The 8,584-nt window shown below is 51.6% G+C and carries 7 protein-coding genes; all 7 read left to right on the top strand.

Translation table 11 applies throughout. The features are described from left to right. Window positions 1–365: 365 nt before the first annotated feature. The 7 genes from GGC63_RS32040 to GGC63_RS32010 all read left to right on the top strand — a co-directional run bounded on the left by GGC63_RS32040 (window position 366) and on the right by GGC63_RS32010 (window position 8,326). Window positions 366–1,256 (top strand): YitT family protein, encoded by an 891-nt coding sequence (locus GGC63_RS32040; RefSeq protein ID WP_192705736.1) that lies wholly within the window; start codon window positions 366–368, stop codon window positions 1,254–1,256. A 194-nt stretch (window positions 1,257–1,450) separates the two neighbouring features. Further along, a complete protein-coding gene (gene argC / locus GGC63_RS32035; RefSeq protein WP_192705735.1) occupies window positions 1,451–2,500 on the top strand; it encodes an N-acetyl-gamma-glutamyl-phosphate reductase in 1,050 nt (349 codons plus the stop codon). 27 nt (window positions 2,501–2,527) lie between these two features. Further along, window positions 2,528–3,754, top strand: a complete 1,227-nt coding sequence (gene argJ / locus GGC63_RS32030) for a bifunctional glutamate N-acetyltransferase/amino-acid acetyltransferase ArgJ (RefSeq protein WP_192705734.1) — start codon at window positions 2,528–2,530, stop codon at window positions 3,752–3,754. Window positions 3,755–3,853: 99 nt separating this feature from the next. Then, a complete protein-coding gene (gene argB, locus GGC63_RS32025; protein WP_192705733.1) occupies window positions 3,854–4,636 on the top strand; it encodes an acetylglutamate kinase in 783 nt (260 codons plus the stop codon). A gap of 46 nt (window positions 4,637–4,682) precedes the next feature. Next, on the top strand, window positions 4,683–5,873 hold the full coding sequence (locus GGC63_RS32020; protein ID WP_192705732.1) for an acetylornithine transaminase: 1,191 nt from the start codon (window positions 4,683–4,685) through the stop codon (window positions 5,871–5,873). A gap of 171 nt (window positions 5,874–6,044) precedes the next feature. Further along, window positions 6,045–6,998 carry an ornithine carbamoyltransferase gene (gene argF / locus GGC63_RS32015; protein ID WP_079914327.1) on the top strand — a complete coding sequence of 318 codons (954 nt, stop codon included), beginning with the start codon at window positions 6,045–6,047 and terminating at the stop codon, window positions 6,996–6,998. Window positions 6,999–7,087: 89 nt separating this feature from the next. Then, window positions 7,088–8,326, top strand: a complete 1,239-nt coding sequence (locus GGC63_RS32010) for an argininosuccinate synthase (RefSeq protein WP_079914274.1) — start codon at window positions 7,088–7,090, stop codon at window positions 8,324–8,326. Window positions 8,327–8,584: the final 258 nt, after the last annotated feature.

Genomic DNA, 8,584 nt, shown 5'->3' with positions numbered 1-8,584 from the left:
ATCATTAATATTTTTTTAAAATCGATGATGATGGAATCCTGCGAATGAGCGAGACTGAACGAGAAAAGTGAAGCATAATGAGGGAGGCGGACGCTACCGCTCCTACGAGGGATACCCCACCTACCCCCTTTCGCATTTTTCTATATGAATAGGTTTTTCAACAACCTGCACGAATAATTCAGCGTTTTATAAATAAAAACATGGAAGCACATCCTACACATAAAGCCAAGTCTACAGAACGTTGGAAAGAGGGGCGGCACCAGGCCGTCCATGATCTTGCCTTGTTATTGTTGATACGGTTATGTCCGTGTAGGATGTTTTTTTGTTTGCGATGACATTGTTACGAAGGGTACGGAGGGATGCGTATGCAAAGCAGGAAGAAACGGCCGCGGAACCCGGCAATAGTGCAGCCTGGACCGGGACAGCGCGTCATGGAGTATGTGCTTTTGCTGCTGGGCTCACTGTTGATCGCGATCAGCTTCAATATGTTTTTGAGTCCGAATCAGGTTGCTTCCGGAGGGGTATCCGGTATCAGCATCATTGTGAATTCCTTGTTTGGAATTGAGCCTGCAATTACCCAATGGGCACTGAATATTCCTTTATTCTTATTAGGAACCTGGGCTCTTGGAGGCCAGTTCGGGGTTAAAACGGCCATAGGCTCGGTTCTGCTGCCGCTGCTTATTCTGCTAACGCGCGATCTTCCGCCATTGACAAATAACATTTTGCTGGCCAGTATTTATGGCGGCATTTTAATAGGTATGGGGCTTGGACTTGTTTTCCGCGGCAGAGGTTCAACGGGAGGGTTGGATTTGGCTGCCCAAATGATACATAGATTTACGGGGCTGAGCCTGGGGCTGGCTGTTGCAATGCTGGACGGGATGGTCATTTTGACCGCGGGTATCGTCTTGTCTCCGGAGAAAGCGCTCTACGCCTTGATCGGATTATTCGTAACGAGCAAAACCATCAACATTGTTCAGCTGGGCCTGAGCTACTCTAAAGTAGCCTTTATTATCTCTTCCGAAACGGAAGCGATACGGGAAGCGATTTTGCATGACCTGGACCGCGGGGTCACCCAATTGCATGCTACGGGAGGCTATACCGGTGAAGAGAGGACGGTGCTGATGGTTGTAGTAGGACAATCAGAGGTTACCCGGTTGAAGCAGCTTGTGAAGGCATTGGATCCGGGGGCTTTTGTCATATTGAGCGATACGAATGAGGTGCTCGGAGAAGGCTTCAAATTTCATATTCCATCTTAAAAAAGTGAGTGTATGCAATTTGGGACAGATTAGGTAAAATGGGGAAGGCAGCAAGAAATTTTTGCCTCATAAAGTAAAAGTTTATGCAGGAAAAATACATCGGGGAAGAAGCAAAATCGGGGGAAAAAATCCATTGAATTATTATACCTTCGAATGTATAATAATACATAGTTTTTCATGTGGAGGGAACGGTTATGTCTAATAAATTAAGAGCGGCAATTATCGGGGCAACAGGATACGGCGGAGTAGAGGTCATTAGGCTGCTTCTGGCGCATCCCAACGTGGAGATCACTTCGGTCATCTCTTCGTCCAGCGCGGGAACGCCGATTGCAGACGGATATCCGCATTTGAATGAAATTATGGTCGGCAACCTGGACGGCATCGACGTAGAACTGATGAAGCAAAAAGCGGATGTGGTATTCATGGCGACTCCACATGGCGTAGCTGCAGAGCTGGCTCCGAAGCTGGTAGACGCAGGCCTAAAGGTCATTGATATCTCCGGTGATTTCAGGTTGAAGTCTGGAGAAGTGTACGAAAAATGGTATAAGCATAAGCCGGCGGATCCGGCCTATGTAGAAAAAGCGGTGTACGGTTTATCCGAAGTATTCGATGATGAAGTTCGCGATGCGACGTTTATTTCGAATCCGGGATGCTTTCCGACGGCAACGCTGCTCGGCTTGGTTCCTTTGGTCGACAAGGGCTGGGCAGATCTGTCCTCGATCATTATCGATGCCAAATCCGGAGTGTCCGGTGCAGGCCGCGGCTTGAATTTAGCTTCTCATTATTCCGAAATTAACGAAAACTTCTTGGCTTACAAAGTGAATAAGCACCAGCATACGCCGGAAATTGAGCAGGTTCTCAGCCGTGTAGCAGGTGAAGAGGTCGTTGTATCCTTTACCACTCATTTGGTGCCGATGACGCGCGGTATCTTGTCAACAATGTATGTCAAGCTTAATGGCACTCATTCGGAAGATGAGATCATTGAAATGTACCGTCAGTATTATGAAGGCCGCCGCTTTGTGAGAATTCGCCAGAAGGGCCAGTGGCCGGCGACGAAGCAGGTATGGGGCTCCAACTATTGCGATATCGGCTTCTCGATGGATGAGCGTACGGGCCGTTTAACGATCATTTCAGTCATTGATAATGTAGTGAAAGGGGCAGCCGGTCAGGCCGTCCAAAACTTGAACTTGATGATGGGCTGGGAAGAATCGACCGGTTTGGCGTTCACCCCGGTGTATCCATAACAGTAACATGCCATGGGTGAGGAGAAGATGAAAGTGAAGGATCAATTTACCGTCGTGCCGGAAGGCTCGATCACAACACCGCAGGGCTTTCGTGCAGGAGGCTTGCATTGCGGCTTGAAGAAAACAAATCGTTTTGACCTCGGTGTCATTGTGTGTGAGGTTCCTGCCCAAGCTGCGGGTGTCTACACGCTCAATGCCTTTCAGGCGGCGCCTCTGCGCGTGACGCAGGATAGCATTGCCGTAGACGGCAAGCTGCAAGCGATGCTCGTTAACAGCGGCAATGCCAACGCCTGCACAGGTAAGCAGGGAGAGGACGACGCTCGCGAGATGCGTGCGGCAGCTGCAAAAGCTTTTGGCGTTGCGGAGCATCATGTCGGCGTTACCTCGACGGGAGTTATTGGAGAGCTGCTGCCAATGCCTAAGGTGCTGAGCGGGATCGAGAAGCTTCCTGCCGAAGTGAAACTGGACGGAGGAGAAGATTTCTGTCAGGCGATCCTCACGACCGATCTGGTGCAGAAGATGACCTGCGTCAAGCTGACGGTGAATGGCAAAACGGTACATATTGCCGGTGCAGCGAAAGGGTCGGGCATGATTCATCCGAACATGGCAACGATGCTCGGCTTTATGACGACGGACGCCAACATTGAGAGCGCCCAGCTGCAAAAGCTGCTGAACGGCGTTACGGATTCCACCTTCAACATGATCACCGTGGATGGCGATACAAGCACTAACGACATGGTTGTCGTTATGGCGAGCGGCATGGCTGGCAATGACAGCCTGACGCCGGAGCATCCGGACTGGGCTTCGTTCGAAGCGGGCTTCCGCTATGTAGGCGAATATTTGGCCAAAGCCATTGCCCGCGACGGGGAAGGCGCTACGAAGCTCATCGAGGTCAACGTGGCAGGAGCCGAGACAAAGGAAGCGGCACGCGCGATTGCCAAGACGATCGTCGGCTCGAGCCTGGTGAAATCGGCCTGCTACGGCGCAGACGCGAACTGGGGCCGTATCATTGCGGCAGTAGGCCGCGCTGGTCAGCCGGTGAATACGGAAACCGTGGACATCCGTTTGGGGGATATCCTCGTACTGGAGCAGTCGCGTCCGGTGAAGTTCGATGAAGACCGGGCCGAGGAGTACTTGAAGGGCGAGCTGGTGCAAATTCACGTGAATTTGAACATGGGCTCGGAGACTGCAACCGCATGGGGCTGCGACTTGACCTATGATTATGTTCGCATCAACGCGGCGTACCGGACGTAAGAGAGATTTTCAACGAAAATAAGCTGAGCAAACGGAACGTCTGCCGGTACAGCACAAGGCTGTTAGCGGGCGAGCCGTGTATATAAAGGGGAACGAAGCATGAGCGCAATGTGTTTTGTAATGAAATGCGGCGGCAGCACGCTGGCGGCTCTGCCGGATTCATTTTTCTTGGATATGAAGAGGCTTCAGGATGAGGCCATCATTCCGGTTATCGTCCACGGGGGCGGTCCGGCGATTTCTTCAACGCTTGAGAAGCTCGGTATCGAAACCGAGTTCGTCAACGGTCTGCGGAAGACCAATGAAGCCGTGCTCGACGTGGTTGAGATGGTGCTGTCGGGTCAAATCAATAAAGAGATCGTACGCAAAATTCAGCTGTCCGGGGCTCGGGCTATGGGACTGTCCGGGGTAGACGGTCATCTCATTCAGGCAGAGCCGGTCGCTAACGCTCACGAAGTCGGTCTTGTCGGCGACGTAACGAAAGTCAACGCCGAGCTGATTCAAGGAATCGTGAAGATGGGTTATATGCCGGTTATTGCGCCTGTCGGACTTGGAGCCGATGGAGGCCAGCGGTATAATATTAATGCGGACACGGCCGCAGGCGCCGTTGCATCGCATCTGGGCGTTGAACGAATGATCGTTGTTACGGATGTGCCTGGCATCATGAACGGCGAGAAAAAAGTGCTGCTTTCCGTAACGGTGCAGGAGATCGACGCTATGATCGCCAGCGGGGAAATTTACGGTGGAATGATTCCGAAGGTTCGTGCGGCGGTTCAATGTATTCAAGGCAAAGTTCGTGAGGTCATCATCGTGAACGGTGCGGAGCCGGAAGTATTGAGCAAGGTGATCAAAGGCGCTGCAATCGGAACACGAATCGTTAAATAAATGCAGTTATATGGATAGTTATCATAGAAAAAAGGAGTGATTCAGCATGGGAGAAGGAGCTAATTCATTGTTTCCGAATTACGGGCGCTACCCGCTAGCATTTGTGAAGGGGGAAGGCAGCCGTCTATGGGATGAGAATGGCAAGGAGTATCTCGATCTGATGTGCGGCTTGGCGGTTACCAACCTGGGGCATGCGCCCAAACAGGTCAAGGAACGCCTGAAGGATCAAGTTGACCAGCTGTGGCACACCAGCAACCTGTTTCATATTCCGAATCAGGAAAAGCTCGCGAAGCTGCTGACGGACAACAGCTGCGGCGATGCCGTATTTTTCTGCAACAGCGGTGCGGAGGCGAACGAAGCGGCCATCAAACTGGCACGCCGGTATTTCAACAAAGTGCTCGGCAAGCCGGACCAATACGAAATTATTACCTTCCACCTGTCGTTTCATGGACGTACCTTGGCAACATTGACCGCGACCGGGCAGGATAAGGTAAAGGACGGCTTTGCACCGCTTCCAGAAGGCTTCGTATACGCACCATACAATGATTCGGAAGCCCTGGAGCAAGCGATCGGACCGAAAACATGCGCTATCATGCTGGAGCTGGTACAAGGTGAAGGCGGCGTTAATCCGGCTGATCCTGCATTCGTGGCCCGCGTAGCGGAGCTGTGCAAGCAGCATGGGCTGCTGTTGATCATTGACGAAATCCAAACCGGTATCGGACGTACTGGTAAAATGTTTGCTTACGAGCATTACGGCGTGGAGCCGGACATTTTTACCCTGGCCAAAGGGTTGGGAAGCGGAATGCCGATCGGGGCGATGGTCGGTAAGGAGCATCTGCGCAGTGCATTCAGTGCAGGCAGCCACGGCTCCACCTTCGGAGGCAATTACTTGTCCACCGCAGCGGGTATCGCAACGATGGAAACGATGCTTGCCGAGAAGCTGTCGGATCGTGCGGCGGAGCTTGGGGATTACATCGTCAATACGTTGAAGGAGAAGCTGGCAGGTAATCCGCTGGTGACGGAAATACGCGGTCTTGGAATGCTGATCGGCATCGGCTGCACGCAGCCGGTGGCTGACTTGATTACAGCTATCCAGGAGCAAGCCGTGCTCGTTGTTTCGGCCGGGCCTAACGTTATTCGTCTTGCGCCAAGCTTGCTCATCTCCAAAGAAGACCTGGATCGCGGACTTGATGTAGTCTGCTCCGTATTAAGCAAACAAGCCGCAGCAGCGGTATAAGCATCTTTAGACGACATTAAGCTAGCGTTAAAATAAATGAAGCCCGCTGAAAGCAGCTTAGAGGGTAGGAATGCTGTTACTTGCGGATAGGTATTGATTCCGGATTTGACAGCTGTGCCCTCCTGCTTGGCGGATGGTTACTTATACAACTTATTGAAAGGGGCGATTACATTGGCAGGAACCGAACAGCCTGTGGCCATCGACTTGAAAGGACGGGACTTCCTGGCCGTTGCCGATTATTCTCCGGAAGAGCTGAAATATTTGATTGACCTGGCTATTGAATTGAAACGGAAGCAAAAAGCCGGGGAGGTATACCAGCCTCTCAAAGGAAAAACGCTGGGGATGATCTTTGAAAAATCGTCAACTCGTACACGCGTATCATTTGAAGTAGGGATGTACCAATTGGGCGGTCAAGCTCTCTTCTTGAGCAAAAACGATCTTCAAATCGGGCGCGGAGAATCGATCTGGGATACGGCGCAAGTGATGTCCCGTTACTTGGACGGCATTATGATCCGTACCTACGAGCACCGCAAGGTCATTGACTTGGCGAGAGGCGCCACCATCCCGGTCATCAACGGCTTAACGGACCGTACGCACCCTTGCCAGGCATTGGCGGATTTCCAAACGATTTTGGAGCATAAAGGCACTTTAAAAGGCTTGAAGGTTGCTTATGTCGGGGACGGCAATAATATGCTGCATTCCTTGATGATGATGTCGGCTAAGCTGGGTGTTGATTTTGCTTCCGCATCACCGGTCGGCTATGAGCCGGATAAAGGTATCGTGGAGTCCACGAAAGAAGTGGCGGCACAAACCGGCTCCAAGCTGTACGTCGGCAACGATCCGAAGGAAGCGGTAGCGGACGCGGACGTTATTTATACGGACGTATGGGCAAGCATGGGCTTTGAAGCCGAGCAAAAAGAGCGTGAGATCGCCTTTAAGGATTACCAAGTGAACGAAGAGCTGGCAAAGTATGCGAAGAAGGATTACTTGTTCATGCACTGCCTGCCGGCGCATCGCGGCGAAGAGGTTAGCGAAGGCGTTATCGACGGGGAGAACTCGATTATTTTTGATCAGGCGGAAAACCGTCTTCACGCGCAAAAAGCAATCATGGTTGCTGTTATGTAATTTTTACTATAGAGAGTCTGCTATGAAGCGGTGGGCATGAACCAGCTGCCCACTGTGTGCGGGCTTGATGAATAAAGGAGAGCGGGACAATGGCAAAGCAAAAAATCGTACTGGCCTATTCGGGCGGTTTGGATACATCGATCATTTTGAAATGGTTAAAAGAAACCTATGATGCAGAGATTATCGCATTTACTGCGGACATCGGGCAAAAGGAAGAGCTGGACGGTCTGGAAGCTAAAGCTTTGGCAACGGGCGCTTCCAAAATCTACATCGACGACCTCCGCGATGAGTTTGCAAAGGACTTCATCTTCCCTATGTTCCAAGCAGGTGCGCTGTATGAAGGACAATATTTGCTCGGTACAAGTATCGCACGTCCTTTGATTGCCAAACGCATGGTAGAAATCGCGCGCAAAGAGGGCGCAACAGCTATCGCACACGGTGCGACAGGAAAAGGGAACGACCAAGTTCGCTTCGAGCTGACTGTAGCTGCTTTGGCTCCAGAGCTGGAGGTTATTGCTCCTTGGCGTTTGGATGAGTTCCGCGAAACCTTCCCTGGACGCGCAGAAATGATCGCATATGCCGAAAAGCACGGAATTCCGGTAACAGCTTCCGCTGCAAAGCCTTATTCGACAGACCGTAACCTGCTGCATATCAGCTTTGAGAGCGGCATGCTTGAGGATCCATGGTTCGATCCAAGTGCGCCGTCTAACAAGGATATGTTCGTCTTGAGTGTAGACCCTGAGGATGCACCTGACCAAGCGGAGTATGTAGAGCTGAATTTTGAAAAAGGGAACTGCGTCGGCTTGAACGGCGACCGCATGACGCCCCTGCAAGTAATGGAACGCCTGAATGAGCTGGGCGGCAAGCATGGCATCGGCCGTGTAGATATGGTAGAAAACCGTTTTGTCGGCATGAAGAGCCGCGGCGTATATGAGACTCCGGGCGGAACAATCCTGTTCACCGCTCACCGCAAAATGGAGTCCTTGACCATGGACCGTGAGGTTATGAACCTCCGTGACTCCCTGATCTCCCGTTATGCGACTCTTGTATATAACGGCTTCTGGTTCGCTCCGGAACGTCTTGCTCTGCAAGCGCTCGTGGATGAGAGCCAAAAGAATGTAACAGGTACGGTCCGTCTAAAGCTGTACAAAGGTAATGTTATCGGAGCCGGCGTACAAAGCCCTGTGAGCTTGTACAACCCTGACATCGCCACGATGGAAGCTGATCCTACACAAGCTTACAATCAAGGTGACGCAACAGGCTTTATCCGCCTGAACGCGCTTCGTTTGAAGGTATCTTCCGGCGTTCAACAAAACGCGAAGAAGTAAGGACAGAAGGCCGTGGGAATCGCGGCCTTTTCGTGAGACGGGCTTTCCTGTGGATCTCCATAGGGAGGCCCTGCATCACGTATACACAAAGAGCTTTCCTCAAGGAAAGCTCGGGCTATCGAGAAACCCTAACGTACAGAAAAATGCGAAAGGTGATAAGTGGGGTATCTCCTGGAGGAGCGATAGCGTTCGCCTTTGTTCTCGGGAAATACCGCTATATAGCGAAGATAATCAACATTTCCCGAGAACAACAGCGAC

Source organism: Paenibacillus sp. OAS669 (genome assembly GCF_014873645.1).
Classification (GTDB): domain Bacteria; phylum Bacillota; class Bacilli; order Paenibacillales; family NBRC-103111; genus Paenibacillus_S; species Paenibacillus_S vulneris.
Note: the sequence above shows the minus strand (reverse complement) of the source record. Positions and strands in the feature narration are given on the sequence as shown.